This window comes from Pigmentiphaga litoralis, from assembly GCF_013408655.1.
Lineage (GTDB): Bacteria > Pseudomonadota > Gammaproteobacteria > Burkholderiales > Burkholderiaceae_B > Pigmentiphaga > Pigmentiphaga litoralis_A.
On the sequence record NZ_JACCBP010000001.1, the window covers coordinates 1470827 to 1486898 of the forward strand.

15 protein-coding genes are annotated in these 16072 nt (G+C 67.0%); 5 read left to right on the plus strand and 10 right to left on the minus strand.

Annotation, left to right across the window (positions count from 1 at the left end; all coding sequences use genetic code 11):
- Nucleotides 1-30: 30 nt before the first annotated feature.
- Entirely contained in the window at nucleotides 31-942 is a 912-nt protein-coding gene (locus HD883_RS06490) for a LysR family transcriptional regulator (RefSeq protein ID WP_179587172.1), read from the plus strand.
- Nucleotides 943-1139: 197 nt separating this feature from the next.
- Complete coding sequence (locus HD883_RS06495; protein WP_179587170.1) at nucleotides 1140-2141, plus strand: Bug family tripartite tricarboxylate transporter substrate binding protein; 1002 nt, start codon at nucleotides 1140-1142, stop codon at nucleotides 2139-2141.
- 56 nt (nucleotides 2142-2197) lie between these two features.
- On the opposite strand, the gene HD883_RS06500 is transcribed toward HD883_RS06495, so the two are convergent.
- From HD883_RS06500 to HD883_RS06520, 5 genes are all read right to left on the minus strand, one after another.
- Complete coding sequence (locus HD883_RS06500; RefSeq protein ID WP_179587168.1) at nucleotides 2198-3178, minus strand: NAD(P)H-dependent flavin oxidoreductase; 981 nt, start codon at nucleotides 3176-3178, stop codon at nucleotides 2198-2200.
- Between the two features lie 2 nt (nucleotides 3179-3180).
- Entirely contained in the window at nucleotides 3181-4158 is a 978-nt protein-coding gene (locus HD883_RS06505) for a Bug family tripartite tricarboxylate transporter substrate binding protein (protein WP_179587166.1), read from the minus strand.
- A 113-nt stretch (nucleotides 4159-4271) separates the two neighbouring features.
- Complete coding sequence (locus HD883_RS06510; protein ID WP_179587164.1) at nucleotides 4272-5849, minus strand: class I adenylate-forming enzyme family protein; 1578 nt, start codon at nucleotides 5847-5849, stop codon at nucleotides 4272-4274.
- Between the two features lie 124 nt (nucleotides 5850-5973).
- Complete coding sequence (locus HD883_RS06515) at nucleotides 5974-7146, minus strand: thiolase (protein WP_179588701.1); 1173 nt, start codon at nucleotides 7144-7146, stop codon at nucleotides 5974-5976.
- Between the two features lie 17 nt (nucleotides 7147-7163).
- A complete protein-coding gene (locus HD883_RS06520; protein WP_179587162.1) occupies nucleotides 7164-7613 on the minus strand; it encodes a Zn-ribbon domain-containing OB-fold protein in 450 nt (149 codons plus the stop codon).
- Nucleotides 7614-7797: 184 nt separating this feature from the next.
- Between HD883_RS06520 and HD883_RS06525 the strand changes: the two genes are divergently transcribed.
- From HD883_RS06525 to paaG, 3 genes are read left to right on the plus strand one after another with little or no spacing between them, the layout of a single operon-like run.
- Nucleotides 7798-8988: an acyl-CoA dehydrogenase family protein gene (locus tag HD883_RS06525; RefSeq protein ID WP_179587160.1), complete on the plus strand. Its 1191-nt coding sequence runs from the start codon at nucleotides 7798-7800 to the stop codon at nucleotides 8986-8988.
- 28 nt (nucleotides 8989-9016) lie between these two features.
- The gene (locus HD883_RS06530) at nucleotides 9017-10162 is read left to right on the plus strand and encodes an acyl-CoA dehydrogenase family protein (protein ID WP_179587158.1); all 1146 of its coding nucleotides are present in this window, start codon (nucleotides 9017-9019) and stop codon (nucleotides 10160-10162) included.
- Entirely contained in the window at nucleotides 10159-10965 is an 807-nt protein-coding gene (gene paaG / locus HD883_RS06535; protein WP_179587156.1) for a 2-(1,2-epoxy-1,2-dihydrophenyl)acetyl-CoA isomerase PaaG, read from the plus strand. Before HD883_RS06530 ends, paaG begins: the two co-directional genes overlap by 4 nt.
- A gap of 13 nt (nucleotides 10966-10978) precedes the next feature.
- On the opposite strand, the gene HD883_RS06540 is transcribed toward paaG, so the two are convergent.
- The 5 genes from HD883_RS06540 to HD883_RS06560 form a co-directional block, all read right to left on the minus strand.
- On the minus strand, nucleotides 10979-12535 hold the full coding sequence (locus HD883_RS06540; RefSeq protein WP_179587154.1) for a sensor histidine kinase: 1557 nt from the start codon (nucleotides 12533-12535) through the stop codon (nucleotides 10979-10981).
- A 184-nt stretch (nucleotides 12536-12719) separates the two neighbouring features.
- Nucleotides 12720-13427, minus strand: coding sequence for an ABC transporter ATP-binding protein (locus tag HD883_RS06545; protein WP_179587152.1), 708 nt, complete (start codon nucleotides 13425-13427; stop codon nucleotides 12720-12722).
- Nucleotides 13420-14220 carry an ABC transporter ATP-binding protein gene (locus HD883_RS06550; RefSeq protein WP_179587150.1) on the minus strand — a complete coding sequence of 267 codons (801 nt, stop codon included), beginning with the start codon at nucleotides 14218-14220 and terminating at the stop codon, nucleotides 13420-13422. Before HD883_RS06550 ends, HD883_RS06545 begins: the two co-directional genes overlap by 8 nt.
- Entirely contained in the window at nucleotides 14217-15179 is a 963-nt protein-coding gene (locus tag HD883_RS06555; RefSeq protein WP_179587148.1) for a branched-chain amino acid ABC transporter permease, read from the minus strand. Before HD883_RS06555 ends, HD883_RS06550 begins: the two co-directional genes overlap by 4 nt.
- A complete protein-coding gene (locus tag HD883_RS06560; protein WP_179587146.1) occupies nucleotides 15172-16065 on the minus strand; it encodes a branched-chain amino acid ABC transporter permease in 894 nt (297 codons plus the stop codon). The genes HD883_RS06555 and HD883_RS06560 overlap by 8 nt, the downstream gene beginning before the upstream one ends.
- Between the last annotated feature and the right edge of the window lie 7 nt (nucleotides 16066-16072).

A 16072-nucleotide genomic window follows, 5' to 3' on the forward strand; every position in this document is an offset into this window, starting at 1 on the left:
TAAGAATGCCCCCCTTTTGCGTGGTGGAACATGAGACATGACCTGACCGACCTGCGGCTGTTTGTGAACGTCGGCGAAACCCGGAATCTGACGCGCGCCGCCGAGCGCACCTTCCTGTCGCTGCCCGCCGCCAGCGCCCGGATCAAGAACATGGAAGAAGGCTTCAAGGCGCGCTTGCTGGTGCGGCTTGCCACGGGGGTGTCGCTGACGCCCGCCGGCGAAGTGCTGCTGCACCACGCCCGCGCCATTTTCAGCCAGCTGGAATGCCTGAACGCCGACCTGCAGCCCTACACGCGGGGCGTGAAGGGCCGGCTGCGCCTGCTGGCCAACACCACCGCGACCAATTCCTTCCTGGCCGACGCGCTGTCCACCTTCCTGCCGGAACACCCGGATGTCGATATCGAGCTGACCGAAAAATCGTCGGTCGACATCGTGCTGGCATTGCGCGCGGGCGCCGGGGACCTGGGCATCGTGTCGGGCACCATCAGCAGCGACGGGCTGGATGTGTACCCGCTGTTCCGCGATGAACTGGCCGTGGTGACCTCACTCACGCATCCCTTGGCATCGGAACCCCGCGTGCAGTTTGCGGATCTGCTCGATCACTATCAGTTCGTCGGCATCCATCCGGACAGCGCCATCCAGACCTTCCTGGAAGACATTGCGTCGGGGCTGGGCAAACGCGTGAATCAGCGGGTGCACGTGGGCAGCTTCGAAGCCGTATGCCGCATGGTCGAAGCCGGCGCTGGCATTGCCATCGTGCCCCGCGCGTGCGCCGCGCGCTACAGCCGCCCGCAGGCCCTGAAGGTGGTGCCGCTTGCCGACGAATGGGCCCTGCGCGACCGCCTGCTGTGCCGCCAGCGCGGCCGCGACCTGCCCCGCTTTGCCGAAGATTTCATCCAGCACATCATGCGGGCGACCCAGGACGATCCGTCGCCACTCTGAGCCGCCAGCCGCGCGAAAAATCGCTCGGTGCACCTAGGGTCTTCCCGCTGCGGGATGACGCGGGGTTGGCCGCAAACGACGAGGGGCTTCGGCAGATGTGAATCCGCCCCCCGCGCCTGATTCGTAAATAATGGCCCAGGCCGACGCACGGGATCGTGCGCCGCAGCCACCATAACAACGACATCAGGAGACACCACATGGTCCATCGGGAACGGCGCCGTTTCGTCGCAGGCTTGGGCGCCACACTTGGCGCAGCGATGGGAGGCGGCATGCTGCCAGGCATGGCCCACGCGGCCAGCGACGCCTGGCCCGGACGCCCGGTCACCTTCATCGTGCCCTTCCCGCCAGGCGGTCCGGTCGACGTCACCGCGCGTTTTACCGCGCAGCCGCTGGGGGTCAAATGGGGCGTGCCGGCCATCGTGGACAACCGCGCTGGCGCGGGCGGGATCGTTGGCGCGCAATTGGCGGCCCGGGCAGAACCCGATGGTCACACCTTCTTCTTTTCGTCCATTCACCATGCCGTCCGGCCCACGTCGGCCAACACGCCCGGCTACGACTACGTCAAGGATTTCGTACCCGTCGGCATGGCGGCGGTGTTCCCCATCGTGCTGGTCGTGCATCCGTCACTGCCAATCAAGTCGGTGGCCGAACTGATTGCCTATGCCAAGGCCAATCCCGGCAAGCTGTCGTATGGGTCGTCGGGCAATGGCGGCGGCACGCATCTGGCCGGGGAATTGTTCAACAGCATGACGGGCGCCAAGCTGCAGCACATTCCCTACCGCGGCAGTGCGCCGGCCATGCAGGACTTGCTGGGTGGACAGGTGCAGATCATGTTTGCCGATGGCCCGTCGGCCGTGCCGCACATCAAGGCGGGCAAGATCCGCGCGCTGGGCGTGGGCAATCCGGAACGTTCGGCGCTGGCGCCCGACGTGCCGACCATTGCCGAATCCGGCTTGCCCGGCTACGAAGCGTATTCCTGGAGTGGCCTGGTCGCGCCCGCGCGCACGCCGGCCGCGATCGTGGCGCGGGTCAACGCCGATCTGGTCAGTGTGCTGACGGATCCGGCCACCGCCAAAGCCATGCTGGCGGCGGGCGCGGAACCCAAGCCCGGATCGCCGGAAGCGTTCAGGACCTTCATTCAGACCGAGATCACCAAGTGGCAGAAGGTGATCCGCGAAGCCAACATCACGCTGGACTGACAACGCGGGCGGCCCCGCAGCTGCGCACACCGCGCGCGAGCGGGTGCCCGCCCCTTCTACCTGTCGCGCACGCGCGCCCTTGCCTCGTCATATTCGCGACACCACTGCGCGACCAGCGCTTCCACCGGCAACACTTCCTGCGCCGCGCCCACGCCCTGCCCCGCGCTCCACACATCGCGCCAGGCCTTGGGCCGGGCGTCCTTGTCGAGATTGACGGGCGCGGCGGCACCGGCTTCCAGCGCCGCCGGGTCGATGCCCGCCGCGACGATGCTGGGCAGCAGGTAGTTGGCCGGCACACCCGAAAAGTAGGCGGTATTGACCACGTCGGCCGCCTGCGCGCCCAGCACCATGTCGCGATACGCATCGGACGCCAGCGACTCATTCGTCGCGATGAAGGGTGTGCCGACATAGGCATAGTCGCAGCCCAGCACCTGCGCGGCCAGCACGTCCTTGCCGTGGCTCAAGCACCCCGACAACGCGATCGGCCCGTCATGGAAGGCCCGCACTTCGTTGACGAACGCAACCGGATTCAGCCGCCCCGCATGGCCGCCCGCGCCGGCCGCCACCAGGATCAATCCATCGGCCCCGGCCGCCAGCGCGCGGCGCGCATGGCGCACCTGCGTGACGTCGTGAAAGACCTTGCCGCCGTAGGCATGCACCGCCCTGACCACGGCATCGGGGGCATGCAGGGACGTGATCACCAGCGGCACCTGGCGGCGCGCCAGGATCTCCAGGTCACCTTCCCATCGCGGATTGGATGGATGCACGATCAGGTTCACGCCATAGGGCGCGACCACCGCCCCGGGATGCGCGTCGCGATACGCGGCCAGGCCCGCTTCGATCCGGGTCAGCCAGTCTTCCAGCACGGGCTGCGGGCGGGCGTTCAATGACGGGAAGGTCCCGACGATACCCGCAGTGCACTGAGCAATGACCAGGTCGGGTCCCGATACGAGGAACATGGGCGCAGCGATCACCGGCAGCCGCAGGATGCCCGGGAAGGGGGACGACGCCCCCGTGCCAAACGTGGATGCCGTCATCGTCATTCCGCCTGAATGTTTGCCGCCTTGATCACGTCACCCCACAAGGCGTATTCGCGATCGATGCGGCGTTTGAGCTCCGCCGAATCCCCGACGTTCAAGGTGTACCCGCCGTCGATCATCGACTTGCGAAACGCCGGGTCCTGGCCGACTTCCTTCAGCGCCGTCTTGAGCCGGTCTTCCACCGCGGCCGGCAACTTCGTGGGGCCGACCAGTGCGTACCAGCCTGTCACCTCGTAGTCGGGCACGCCCGCTTCGATCATGGTGGGCATGTCCGGCATGCCCGCGTTTCGAGTGCGTGACGTGACCGCCAGGGGCCGCGCCTTGCCGCTCTGAATGTACGGAATGGCGGTGCTGGTGATGTCGAACATGAAGGTGATCTTGCCGCCCACCATGTCCAGCATGGCCGGGGCATTGCCGCGATACGGGACGTGCAGCATCGGCGCGCGCGTTTCTTTCTTCAGCAGTTCCGCCGACAGGTGATTGGACGCGCCCACCCCCGCCGACCCGAAGGAAACCTTGTCGGGGTACTGCTTGGAATAGGCGACCAGTTCCTGCACGCTTTTGACCGGCACATCCGGCCCCACCATCAACACGTTGGTGTAATCGACCACCAGTCCGATCAAGGAAAAATCGGTGCGGGGATCGAACAGCTTGCTGCGCTGGACCTGAGGCGAGATCGTCAGCGTCGGGCTGGCGGCAAAGCCCAGCACATAGCCATCGGGGGCGGTCTTGGCCGTGGCGTCGGACGCGATCATGCCGCTGGCGCCCGCGCGGTTTTCCACCACCACCGTCTGGCCCAGCCGGTCGCCCAGGTACTTGGCGAACACGCGCGCGGTCGTATCCACGGGGCCGCCCGGGGCGTAGCCCACCAGCAGACGGATCGGGCGATCGGGGTAGGTGTTGGCATGCGCGGCAGGTACGGTCGCCAGCAGCACGGCTGCGGCCAGGCCGAACCGGGTCCGGAAAAGTGGGGTCATTAGGGAGTCTCCGTCGTTGTTATGGTCGTCGTGATGACGTTGTGGTCGCGCGGGAAATCAATGCGGAAAACAGAAGCGGACAAGAGAAGCGACAACTGAAGCAGTCAGGCAGGTCACGCCGGCGTTCGCGCCGGAACACGTTCGCGCAGCGGCTGCTTCAGGATCTTGCCGCTGACCGTGGTGGGCAGTGTGTCGATGGCGATCAGGCGCGCGGGCCGTTTGTAGGGCGCCAGCCGGTCGCGCAAGAAGTCGCGCAGGCTGGGCAGGTCGACCTCCGCACCTGGCAAGGCTTCGATAAAGGCCACCACTTCTTCGTTGCGGTCAGCCTCTTCGACGCCGATCACGGCCGACGCCCGCACGCCCGGAAAGGCGTTGATGACGCTTTCCACTTCCAGCGGATAGACATTGAAGCCCGACCGGATGATCAGGTCCTTGGTCCGGCCTGCGATGAACAGCGCGCCACTGTCGTCGATGTAGCCGACGTCGCCGGTGTCGAGCCAGCCGCCCGGGTGCAAGGTGGCCGCGGTCAGTCCGGGATTGCGGTAGTAGCCCAGCATGACGCCGGGCCCGTGGATGAAGATGTCGCCGGTCACGCCACCCTTGCGCGACGGCTCGTCCAGCGGGCCGATGTGCACGGTCACGCCTTCGACCGGGTGGCCGGCTGACGCGTCATCGCGCGGTGCGTCGATATCGGTGATGCACATCGACCCGGCGTATTCGGTGATGCCATAGCCGTGATGCATGGGCAGGCCAAAGGCGTCCTGCACCCTGACCTTCAGGGTCGGGTCCAGTGCGGCGCCGCCCGTGTACAGGTAGCGCAGCTTGGGCGCTTCGATCTTGCCCGGCGGCGCCACGGCCATCAGGCGCGAGAACATCGTGGGCACGCCCTGCAAGATGGAGATGCCAGGGTGGACCAATGCCGCAAAGACGTCCGCCGCGTCGAAGCGGCTGCGCACGACCAGGCTCGCGCCGGCATAGACCGACGCCATCAACACGGTGGCGATGCCGAAGATGTGCGAGAACGGCAGCGCCGCGTAACCGATGTCGTCGGGCGTCAGCCGGCGCGACGCACTGGAGATGCGGCCGAAGTGGATCAGCCCTTCATGCGGCACCATCACGCCCTTGGGCGCGCCGGTGGTGCCGGACGTGTAGATGATGCAGGCGACACGGTCGGCGGGAATGTCGCCGCCTGCCTGGCTCGTGCCAGCGGGGGGAGCCGCAACCGCCTGCCCGTGCGCCGCCGCTTCTGCGCCGGTCACACCGACGCGGCATCCCGCGGACCACACCGCCGGATCCGCCGCCCTTGCCTCGTCCGCATCCGCGTGCCCCGCCGCCGCTGCGGACACCTGCGTGGTGTACAGCACCAGCACCGGACTGGCGTGCTCACGTATCGCGCCCAGTTCGCGCGGGCTCAGTCGTGCATTCACACTGACGGGCCAGGCATGGATGACACTGCACGCAAACAACGCGACCACCATGTCGCTGCAGTTTTCACCCACCACCATGACGCGATCGCCCGCGCCGACACCCTGCGCTTGCAGCCACGTCGCCGCTGCCTGCGCGCGCTGCCACAGCCCGCCATAGGTCAGTGCACCGCCCCCCTCCTCATATAGCGCGATCGCCTCGGGGCGTTCATGGGCCTGGTGCGACAGCACGTCGTGAATGCAGTGAAAGGTCAACGCAGAAGACATGGGCAGACAACCGAAAAAAAAGATGAGACGTGCGCGTCGTTCAAAATCGAGCGTCGTCAAAAATGAGCAAGGGGAGCGCAGCGCATGCATCGCGACACGCCGTCACGAGGCTGGCTGCCAGCTGCTACAGCGCGGCCGCTGTCCCAAGAATCGCGGTGGACTGGCTGGACAGCGTTCCGCCGTTGCCGTGCACCAGCGCCACCTCGGCGCCGTCGACCTGCCGCGCACCGCACTCGCCGCGCAGCTGGCGCACCGCCTCGATCATGATGAAGACGCCATACATGCCCGGGTGGATGCAGCACAGGCCCCCGCCGTTGGTGTTGACGGGCAGGCGTCCGCCCGGCCCGATGGCGCCGCCGCGAACGAACTCGCCGGCCTCGCCCTTCTTGCAGAATCCCAGGTCTTCCAGGAACAGCAGCGTGTTGATCGTGAAGGCGTCGTACATTTCGGCCACGTCCACATCGGCGGCGGACATGCCCGCCATCCGGAATGCCGCGGCGCCGGACTGCGTGGCGGCCGTCACCGTCAGGTCTTCCATGGACGAGATCTGGCGGTTCCACACGGCCGTGGCGTTGCCAAGCACATAGACCGGCGGTCGGGCCAGATCCCTTGCGCGGTCGGCGCGCGTCAGAACAAACGCGCCCGCGCCATCGGTCACCAGGCAGCAATCGCGCACGCTAAGCGGATCGGAAATCATGCGCGCCGACAGGATCTCGTCCAGCGTGGTCGGCGTGCGTTGCTGCGCTTCGGGGTTGAGCTGCGCCCACTTATTGGCGGCCAGGGCCACCTCGGCCAGGTCCTCGCGCCGGGTGCCGTACTGATGCATGTGCCGCGCGGCCGCCAGGGCGTAGGAACTGAGCGGATTGAGCGGCTCGTACGGCGCCTCGTAGGGCTGCGGATCGAAGGACTTGCGCACCCGCGCGATCTCGGCGCGGTTGAGGCTGGACGTGCGCTGCGTGCTGCCATAGCACACCAGCACCGCATTGCACTGGCCCGTGGCCAAGGCATGCATGGCCGGCAGCAGATGGGCGACGAAGCTCGACCCGCCCAGCATGGTGCTGTCGATGAACGTGGGCCGGATGCCCAGGTGTTCGATCACCGGCATGACCCACATCGGCGCGGTCACGCTCGCGGTGCAGATACCGTCGATGTCCTGCAGCGTCAGCCCTGCATCGCTGACCGCGCGGTGCGCCGCCTGCATCAGGATTTCCATTTCGGTAAAGCCGGTGGCCTGGCCCAGGCCGGCGTGGCCCACGCCCACTACCGCCACCGCGCCGCGCAAGGCCTCCAGGCTCATCGTCGTTCCCTGCGTCGTCATGCCGCCACCCCATCGCCGGACGGGATGGCCTGCGCCACGTCCGCCGGCACGAATACCACCTTACCGCCGTCTTCCGCCATCAGCACCCTGGCCTGCACCGCCATGCCTATCTTGACGTCGGCTGGCGCGATGCCATCGACCCGCGACATCATGCGCACGCCTTCGGCCAGGTCCAGCAAGGCCACGTTGCGGTCGCCGCCGTCTTGCGGGCGGCCGCGCACCACTGTCGTGGAATAGACCGTGGCCGCCCCTGACGGCGCAAACCAGTCCAGCCGGTCGCTGCCGCAATGCGGGCAGACCATGCGCGGGTAGAACACCGATCGGTCGCAGGCGCCGCAGCGCTGGATCAGGAACTGTCCCTGGTCCAGCGCACGGCGATAGTGCAGGTCCGCACCGACCGCGTCGGCGGACGGCGTGCCGGACTCGTCAGGCAAAGGGGGCGCCATGCTGTCTCCTTGTGTCGTGTAGCGTTGTGTGTCGCTTATCGTTCTGTGTGGCTTACGTTGGGATGCAGTGTGGCCGCGCGCCCGTACGGCTGACCATTCTTCATTCCCGAACAAGGGGTTCCAATGCCATGAAGCGCGCACGCAGGCCAAGGCGCGGTATGGTTATCGGTGAGGAGACACGACCATGAACCTGACCTGGACCGACGACGAAAGGCGCTTCCGTGACGAGGTGCGCACCTTCGTACAGACCCACCTGCCCACCGACATTCGCGACAAGTCGCTGCGCCAGCAGCGGCTCGAGAAAGACGATTACCTGCGCTGGCATCACATCCTGAACGACCACGGCTGGGGCGCCCCCACCTGGCCCAAGGAACACGGCGGCACCGGCTGGAACCCGCTGCAACGCCTGATCTTCGAGGTGGAATCATTCCGGGCCGGCGCGCCGCGCCTGCTGCCCTTCGGCCTGACCATGCTCGGCCCCGTGCTGATGAAATTTGGCAGCGCCGAGCAGCAGGCCCGTTTGCTGCCCCGCATCGTCCGGCTCGACGACTGGTGGTGCCAGGGATATTCCGAACCGGGATCGGGGTCGGACCTGGCGTCGCTCAGCACCAAGGCCGTCCGGGACGGCGACCACTATGTCGTCAATGGGCAGAAGACCTGGACCACCCTGGCCCACTATGCCGACTGGATCTTCTGCCTGGTCCGCACGGATCCCGAGGCCAAACCGCAGCGCGGCATTTCGGTGCTGTTGATCGACATGCGATCCCCCGGCGTGACGGTGCGCCCGATCCGCACGCTGGATGGCGGGCATGATGTGAACGAGGTCTGGCTGGACAACGTGCGGGTGCCGGTCGGCAACCTGGTCGGCGAAGAGAACGCGGGCTGGACCTACGCCAAGTATCTGCTGGGCCACGAACGCACCGGCATTGCAGGCCTGGGCCACTGCCGCCGCGAGCTCGACGCGATCAAGGCGCTGCTGGCGGGCGGCACGGACGACGGCGCGCCCCTGGCCCAGGATCCGCGCTGGCGCGATCGCGTGTCGCGTCTGGAGATCGATATCCTGGCGCTGGAGATGCTGTTGCTGCGCGTGGCGGCTGAAAACGAGGGCATGCCCGGTCCGGAAACGTCCATGCTCAAGATCCGCGGATCGGAGATCCAGCAGGATCTGGCCATGCTGCGGATGGAACTGGCAGGCCCCGACGCCTGGCCCTACGACCCGTCGTGGCTCGAAGCGGACACCGATGCCGATGTGCCCGGACCCGATGGCGCCGCCCGGACCAGCGCGGCCTATGTGGACATGCGCAAGACGTCCATCTACGGCGGCACGACCGAGGTGCAGAAGAACATCATCGCCCGCATGCTGCTGGGCGGCTGATCCCCTTCACGAACCGGACAGAACAATCATGGACTTTGTACTGAGCGAAGAACAACGCATGCTGGCCGACAGCCTGCGCCGCCGCGTGGGCGAATTCTGGACGCTGTCGCGTCGCCGGCGTGCCCGCACCGACGCCGCCCTGGACGCCAGCGCCTGGTCCGCGCTGGCGGACCTGGGCGTGCTGGGCCTGACGATTTCCCCGGATCACGACGGCTTTGGCGAAGACCCCGCCAGCCTGTTGCCGGTGCATGTGGAACTGGGCCGCGGCCTGGTGGCCGAACCCGTCATCCCAAGCGCGGTCATCGCCGCCACGGTGCTGGCCCGGTCGGGCAACGAGGATGCGCAGGCGCAGTGGCTGCCCGCGATTGCCAGCGGGGAAGCCATCCTGACCCTGGCCTACCTGGAGCCCGGCCGCCGCTACGCCGTGCGGCCGGCCAGCACGCAGGCCACCCGAGGTGCCTCGGGCTGGGTGCTCGACGGCGAAAAATCGGCGGTCTGGCATGGCGGCGCGGCCACGGCCTGGATCGTGTCGGCGGCCGATGAAGCGGGCGCTACCCTGCTGCTGATGGTCCCGCGCGACGCCGCCGGGGTGACGGTACTGGATACGCCTACCCTGGACGCCACCCGCGCAGCCCGCCTGACGTTCACCGGCGTACAGCTGGACGACAGCGCCGTGCTTGCCCGGGGTGACGCCGCCGATGCGGCGATCGAAGCCGGCCTGCACTGGGGCATCGCGGCCCTGTGCGCCCAGGCCGCCGGCGCCATGGAGCAATTGCTGGCCATGACGGTGGACTACCTTCGCACCCGCAAGCAGTTCAACCAGCCACTGGCCGCCTTCCAGGCCCTGCAGCACAAGCTGGCCGACATGGCGATCGCCAAGGAATTGGCCCTGTCGATGGCCTATGTGGCCGTGGCCGCCCTGACCGAGCCCGACGCCGCCGAGCGCCGCCGCCGCATTTCCCCCGCCAAGATCGAGGCCGCCCGCGCAGGCAGGCTGGTCGGGCAACTGGCCGTGCAACTGCATGGCGGCATGGGCATGACAGACGAACTGGAGGTGGGCGACTATTTCAAGCGGCTGACGGCCGTGGACGTGGTGCTGGGCGATACCGCCTACCACTATGCGCAGATGGCCGCCCTGCCCCTGAATGTGTCGGACCTGGAGCGCGCGGCATGACGACGACATTGCCCTCCGTCGACACCTTGCAGGTCACCTACACCGCAGGCGTCGCCCGCATCACCTTGAACCGGCCCGACCGCCTCAACAGCCTGACCACGCAGATGTTTGCGGACCTGGCTGCGGTCCTCACCTACCTGGAAGCCCGATCCGACCTGCGCGGCGTCGTACTGACCGGGGCGGGCCGGGGCTTTTGCGCCGGCCAGGACCAGCAGGAACGCCCGCCCTTGCCCGATGGCCAGCGCCGCGACCTGGGCATCGGCCTGGACCAGAATTACCGGCCGTTGATCCTGCGGCTGCGCGCGCTGCCCGTGCCGGTGGTGTGTGTGGTCAACGGTGTCGCGGCGGGCGCCGGGCTCAGCCTGGCCCTGGCTTGCGATGTGGTGATCGCCGTCGAATCGGCCCGCTTCATCCAGGCCTTCGAGAAGATCGGCCTGATGCCCGATGCAGGCGCCACCTGGTTCCTGCCCCGCTTGATTGGCCAGGGCCGGGCCATGGGGTGGACGCTATCGGGCGAGGCGCTGTCTGCGCAGAAAGCCGAACACTGGGGGCTGATCTGGCAGTGCATTCCCGATGCGCTGCTGGAAGACACACTGGCATCCACCGCCGCGCGGCTAGCCGCCGGCCCGACCCGCGCCCATGCCGCAGCCAAACGCGCCTTGCTGGCCTCGTCCGACCAGACGCTCGGCCAGCAATTCGACCTGGAACGCGACCTGCAACGGGAACTGGGGTATTCCGCGGACTATCTGGAGGGGATTACGGCGTTCGCGCAGAAACGCAAGCCGGTCTTCGCGGGCAACTGAGCGTCAAGACGGCTCAGGTCGTCTTGAACAGCACCACGATCCGGCTGAACGGCACCGTCCGGTCCACCGTGATCGCGTTCTTGCCGCGGCCCGCATAGGTGTTGACCAGCCGCATTCCCAGCCCCGTACCCTGTGGCTTGGGGAAGGCGTCCGGGAATCCCGCGCCGTCGTCTTCCACCGTCAGCTTCAGGCCGTCGCCGCTTTCTTCCAGGAAGACCCGCACTTCGCCCTTGCCGTATTTCAGGGCGTTGGTGACGAGTTCGGCGGTGACCAGCCCCAGCGGCGCCAGCCGCCGCGCCGGCACGGTAATGGTGGGCGAGGCGAACACGATCTGACGGTCGGACGACAGCACCTGCAGATCGCCGATCAGCCCGCTCAGGTAGGCGCCCGCGTTGGTCGCCTCCACACCGCTTTCTTCGTACAGCCGCTGGTGCACCGACCCCACGGTCATGACCCGGGTCGCCGCCACCTGCAAGTGGGCCGACACGGTCGCGTCACCGCTCAGGTCACCCTGCAGCGCCAGCAGGGTCTGCACCAGCTGCAGGCTGTTGCGCACCCGATGATGCACTTCCTTCATCATCAGTTCAGAGCTGTACAGCTTGTTTTCCTGCATCGAGACCAGCGCGTTCAGCTGTTCTTCGTGCGCATGCCGTTCCGTCACGTCCCGCGCCACCGACACGACCCGCGCAATGGCGTCATGGTCATCGCGAATGGGCGAAATGGACACATCCCACCACTTGGCCACCCCGGTTTCGGTCGGGCACATGCCCTCGAAGCGGCTGGCGACGCCTTCCAGTGCCTGGTGGAAGGCGGCCTGCGCCTTTTCTACGTCGTCGGCGTCCCAGAACGACAGGTAGGAACGGCCCTTGACCGCCTCGAAATCGGCGATTTCAAGCTGCGTCACGCCGTACCGGTTCATGAATTCCAGGGCACCGTCGGCGGTCGCCACCATGATGCAGTCCGTGCTGGCGTTCAGGACCGTCTCGGAAAAATGGTCGTAGCGGTGTTTTTCGTCCGCTTCGGCCACGACACGCTCGCGTGTCATGGAGATGACGTTCGCCACGGCTTCCAGGAAAACCAGATCGGTTTCCGAGAAATCCTCGTCGTCGGGACTGTCGGCTTCCAGCACGCCGTACGATTCGGGCACGCCGCGGATCGGCACGTTGACGGCGCGTTTGATGCCGTAGCGGGCCAGCAATTCGGGGGTGCGGAAGCGGTGTTCGCCGCCCAGATGGTTCGAAATGACGGGGCGGCCGCTGACATACGCGTGCCCGGCGGGACTGGCGTCGTCGGCGGACAGCACTGCCGTGCCGATTTCATCCTGGGCCCAGCCGGTGCCCGCTTCCAGCAGCAAGGTGCCAGTGTCGTGGCGGTAGCGCAGCACCTTGACGAAGCGCGCGTTCAGGCCCAGGGCGACGACGCGGCAGGCCTCGTCGATCACCCGCCGGATGTCCCGGGTTTTCAGCGCCCCGATCGCGAAGTCGACGGCGAGTTCGTGCTGCCGCTTCAACCGTACGCTGGAGTTGCTGAGGGCCGCGGCGGCGACTTCCTGGGGGGGCTGCTGGGACATTCACTACCTCGATACCGTCGCCGCTAGAGGTAGGGGCATCCGGAACAGTTCGGAATCATAACCGCGAGGACGCCCGCTTAAGCGCAGCAGGCCGTGCGTTGCGGCGAAATCGACACGGATTTGCGCGACGCACGGCCTGCTGACACCAGGCTGAATCCCCTGTTCCGGCTTTCTGAACCGCCCGCTACACCGCGATCGCCCGCATCAGGGCGTCCACATCGCCCGGGACGGACGTGCGTCCTTCGGCCACCACCCTGCCCCGTTCCAGGGCGTAGAAGCGGTCGCACAGGGTCAGCGCACGCGACACGTTCTGTTCGACCAGCAGAATCGACTGGCCCTGTTCCTTGACTTGGCGCATGACCGAAAACAGCTCGTCGACCACCATGGGCGCCAGGCCTTCGGTGGGTTCGTCGATCAGCAGCAGGCGCGGCTTGCCCAGCAGCACGCGGGCCACCGCCAGCATTTGCTGTTCGCCCCCCGACAGCGTGGTGCCGGCCTGCGCCCGCCGTTCGGCCAGCCTGGGAAAACGGGCGTAGATGTCGTTCAGACGCGACTGTTCCTCGGCGCGCTTGAGCCGGGGGCCCTGCATGAAGCCCATCTCCAGGTTTTCCTGGGTGCTGAGGCCGGGAAAGATCCGCCGGTCTTCGGGCACCAGGCCGACGCCTAGCCGGCACACCTTGTCGGCCGACAGGCCGGACAGGCGCTGGCCGTCGAACTGGATATCGCCCCCGGTCAGTGGCAGCCATCCGGCCACCGCCTTGATGGTGGTTGTCTTGCCCACCCCGTTGCGGCCGAACAGGCCGACCACTTCGCCCGGCCCCACCCGGATGCTCAGGCCTTGCAGCACATGACCCAGGCCGTAATGCACGTGCACGTCGTTCAATTCAAGCATGGGTCGCCTCCGCAGTTGGGGTCGTGGCGGCTTCGCCAAAATACGCGGCCTGCACGCGGGGGTCGGCGCGCACCGTGCGCGGCGGGCCCTCGGCCAGTTTCCGGCCCTGGGTCAGCACTACCACATGGTCGGACACGTCCATGACCAGCCCCACGTCGTGCTCGACCAGCACGATGGACACGCCGCCGGCCAGCCGCTTGATCAGGGCCGCGGTGTCGGCCGTATCGGCATGCGACATGCCCTGCGTGGGCTCGTCCAGCAGCAACAGGCGCGGCCGGCAGGCCAGCGCGACCGCGATTTCAAGCCGCCGCTGCTCGCCGTGGGACAGGGCCCCGGCCAGGTCATTGGCCCTGGCCTGCAATGCGAATTCTTCCAGCAGTTCATCGGCCCGGGCCAGGGCGAGATGGGACGCCGCCAGCGGACGCAAGGCCAGCCAGCCGCTTTCCAGCACCTGCGCCGCCAGCCGCAAGTTTTCACGCACGGTCAGATCCACGAACAGATTGGTGATCTGGAAGGACCGCGCCAGGCCCGCGCGCAGCAGCTTGTGCGGACTCCAGCCGGTCACGTCGACACCATCGAACAGCACCGTGCCCGCAGTGGGACGCAAGGCGCCGCTGATCAGGTTGAACAGCGTGCTCTTGCCGGCGCCGTTGGGTCCGATAAGCGATGTGATGCCGCCGCGGACCACCTGCATGCTGACGTCGTCCACCGCCCGCAATGCGCCAAACCGGACGCTCAGTCCGCGCACATCCAGCAGAGGTTGGGACGACGCCGCCGTTGGGCTCAGGGTCATTTTTTCTTCCTTAACGCGCCCACCAGCCCCGATGGGAAAAAGATGACGGCGGCCATGAACAGCAGACCGATCACAATCAAATGATGTTCGGTATACGTGCCCACCACCGACTTGAGGCCAAACAGGATCACGCTGCCATACAGGGCGCCGATCAGTGTGCCGACGCCACCCAGCACCACGGTAATGACGGCATTGCCCGAGGTCTGGAAGTACAGCAGTTCGGGCGACGCAAAGCCGCGCAGCATGGGGTACAGCGCACCGGCGACTGACGCAATGGTCGCCGCCAGCACGAAGGCCGCCAGCTTGTAGCGCCAGGGGTCGAAGCCGAGGAAGGACAGGCGCAAGGGGTTCGCCCGCAGCGCCTGCATGTTGCGTCCGAAGGGGGTGTCGAGCAGGTAGGCCAGCAAGGCGTACATCAGCATGATCACGACCAGCACCACCAGAAAGAAGCTGAGCGGATCGGACGCCGACACCGAATACGGCCCCACGCCGATGCGCACCACCGGCACACCCATCAAGCCGTCGGACGCGCCCAGTGCCTGCACGTTGTAGACCGCCTTGGCGGCGATCTGCGCCAGCCCGAACATGATCAGCGCAAAGTACACGCCGCGGGCCCGGATGGCGATCACGCCCGATACCAGCCCCACGGCGGCGCCCGCCACCGTGGCAATGGCAAGCACGCTCCAGAACGACAGCCCCGCATCGCGCAGCAACAAGCCCGACAGGTACGCACCGAAACCGAAGAACAAGGCCTGGCCCAGCGACAACAGACCGGCAATGCCCAGCAGCAGGTCCACCGCCATGGCCAGCCCGCCAAAGATCAGGGCTTCGGTCGCCAGGCGCAGATAGAAGGTGTCACCCGTCCACCAGGCGGCCAATGCCGCCAGCAGCGCGAGCACGACAAAGGCGGTGGCCAGCCCCGCGCGCCGTCGCGGCGCAGGAATCGTTGGATCAACCATGACCGAGCCTCCCGAACAAGCCTTGCGGACGGAACATCAGCACCAGCACCATGATCCCGAACACCAGCGGGTCGGACCACACCGGCGAGATATACAGGCTGGACAAGGCCTGCACCTGCGTCAGCAGCAGGCCCGCCACGATGGCGCCCTTGATGCTGCCCAGGCCCCCCACGATCACCACCGAAAACGCCATCAGGATGAAGTCCTTGCCCATGGTCGGAAACACCGAATACACCGGCGCCAGCAGCACCCCGGCCAAGCCGGCCAGGGCCACGCCGAACGCAAACGTGCCGGCATACACCCGCAGCACCGGAACGCCCAGCGACGCCGACATGTGCCGGTCATACGCCGCGGCGCGCACGATGGCGCCCAGCCGGGTCCGATACACCACCCACCACACGCCGGCCACGATCACCAGGCCCACCGCCATCAGGAACAGGCGGTAGGTCGGGAACATCATGCCCAGCAGTTCGGTGGCGCCCTGGATGGGCGATTCAGGCTTGAGCGGGTTCGGGCCGTAGATCAGCTTGAACACGTCTTCCAGCACGATCGCCATGCCGAAGGTCAGCAGCAAGGTCAGGATGTGCCGATCCTTGTGATGGAACACCCGCTGGATCAGCAGGCGTTCGGTCGCGTATCCCACCGGCAGCATCACCAGCGGCACCAGGACCAGCACGATCCAGAAGCTCAGCCCGGTCAGCAGCAAGGACGTGCCCAGGTACGCGCCGAGCGCATAGAACTCGCCGTGCGCCATGTTGATGACGTCAAGCAGACCGAAGATGATGGTCAGGCCCAGCGCCATCAGAATGACGGCCACCCCAAGCGACAGGCCGTTGACGACCTGCGGCGCATAGACGAACTGCAGACTTTCGAGCCAGGCGCTCATGTCGATT

Coding starts and splice junctions, on each gene's coding strand:
- HD883_RS06490 (WP_179587172.1), top strand. CDS start 31: ATGAGACATGACCTGACCGACCTGCGGCTGTTTGTGAACGTCGGCGAA.
- HD883_RS06495 (WP_179587170.1), top strand. CDS start 1,140: ATGGTCCATCGGGAACGGCGCCGTTTCGTCGCAGGCTTGGGCGCCACA.
- HD883_RS06500 (WP_179587168.1), bottom strand. CDS start 3,178: ATGACGGCATCCACGTTTGGCACGGGGGCGTCGTCCCCCTTCCCGGGC.
- HD883_RS06505 (WP_179587166.1), bottom strand. CDS start 4,158: ATGACCCCACTTTTCCGGACCCGGTTCGGCCTGGCCGCAGCCGTGCTG.
- HD883_RS06510 (WP_179587164.1), bottom strand. CDS start 5,849: ATGTCTTCTGCGTTGACCTTTCACTGCATTCACGACGTGCTGTCGCAC.
- HD883_RS06515 (WP_179588701.1), bottom strand. CDS start 7,146: ATGAGCCTGGAGGCCTTGCGCGGCGCGGTGGCGGTAGTGGGCGTGGGC.
- HD883_RS06520 (WP_179587162.1), bottom strand. CDS start 7,613: ATGGCGCCCCCTTTGCCTGACGAGTCCGGCACGCCGTCCGCCGACGCG.
- HD883_RS06525 (WP_179587160.1), top strand. CDS start 7,798: ATGAACCTGACCTGGACCGACGACGAAAGGCGCTTCCGTGACGAGGTG.
- HD883_RS06530 (WP_179587158.1), top strand. CDS start 9,017: ATGGACTTTGTACTGAGCGAAGAACAACGCATGCTGGCCGACAGCCTG.
- paaG (WP_179587156.1), top strand. CDS start 10,159: ATGACGACGACATTGCCCTCCGTCGACACCTTGCAGGTCACCTACACC.
- HD883_RS06540 (WP_179587154.1), bottom strand. CDS start 12,535: ATGTCCCAGCAGCCCCCCCAGGAAGTCGCCGCCGCGGCCCTCAGCAAC.
- HD883_RS06545 (WP_179587152.1), bottom strand. CDS start 13,427: ATGCTTGAATTGAACGACGTGCACGTGCATTACGGCCTGGGTCATGTG.
- HD883_RS06550 (WP_179587150.1), bottom strand. CDS start 14,220: ATGACCCTGAGCCCAACGGCGGCGTCGTCCCAACCTCTGCTGGATGTG.
- HD883_RS06555 (WP_179587148.1), bottom strand. CDS start 15,179: ATGGTTGATCCAACGATTCCTGCGCCGCGACGGCGCGCGGGGCTGGCC.
- HD883_RS06560 (WP_179587146.1), bottom strand. CDS start 16,065: ATGAGCGCCTGGCTCGAAAGTCTGCAGTTCGTCTATGCGCCGCAGGTC.